The sequence below is a fragment of the Priestia sp. SIMBA_032 genome, from assembly GCF_046535215.1.
In the GTDB taxonomy this organism is placed as follows: Bacteria; Bacillota; Bacilli; order Bacillales; family Bacillaceae_H; genus Priestia; species Priestia aryabhattai.
The window spans coordinates 1-262 of record NZ_JAWRXD010000913.1 but is presented as its reverse complement, the minus strand read 5'-3'; the positions used below and the strand labels follow the sequence as shown (position 1 = coordinate 262).

At 61.1% G+C, this 262-nt stretch carries 1 protein-coding gene; it reads left to right on the top strand.

The annotated features are described in order from the left end of the window. Positions 1-35: 35 nt before the first annotated feature. On the top strand, positions 36-262 hold a 227-nt coding region (locus SB717_RS36985; protein WP_410908068.1), incomplete at its 3' end, for a LysR substrate-binding domain-containing protein.

Here is a 262-nt window from a genome sequence, read left to right as displayed (position 1 = left end):
CATTCGAAGTGACGACGTTCGATGTGCGTATCGACATGGTCGAGGGCGGCTTTGACGTCTGCTTCTCCGACAACCCCGCGCTATTCGGTTCAACACTAGTATGCCGCCCGCTGCTTCGGGTCCCGCAGGTGCTCGTCGCATCGCCAACGTATCTGTCCATCCACGATAGGCCGAATGCTCCATCGAGCCTGGGCCGGCACACGCTGCTATGCCGCTCGGAAAGCGGTCAGCGGTGCTGGGAATTCGTCGATCGAACCGGAGG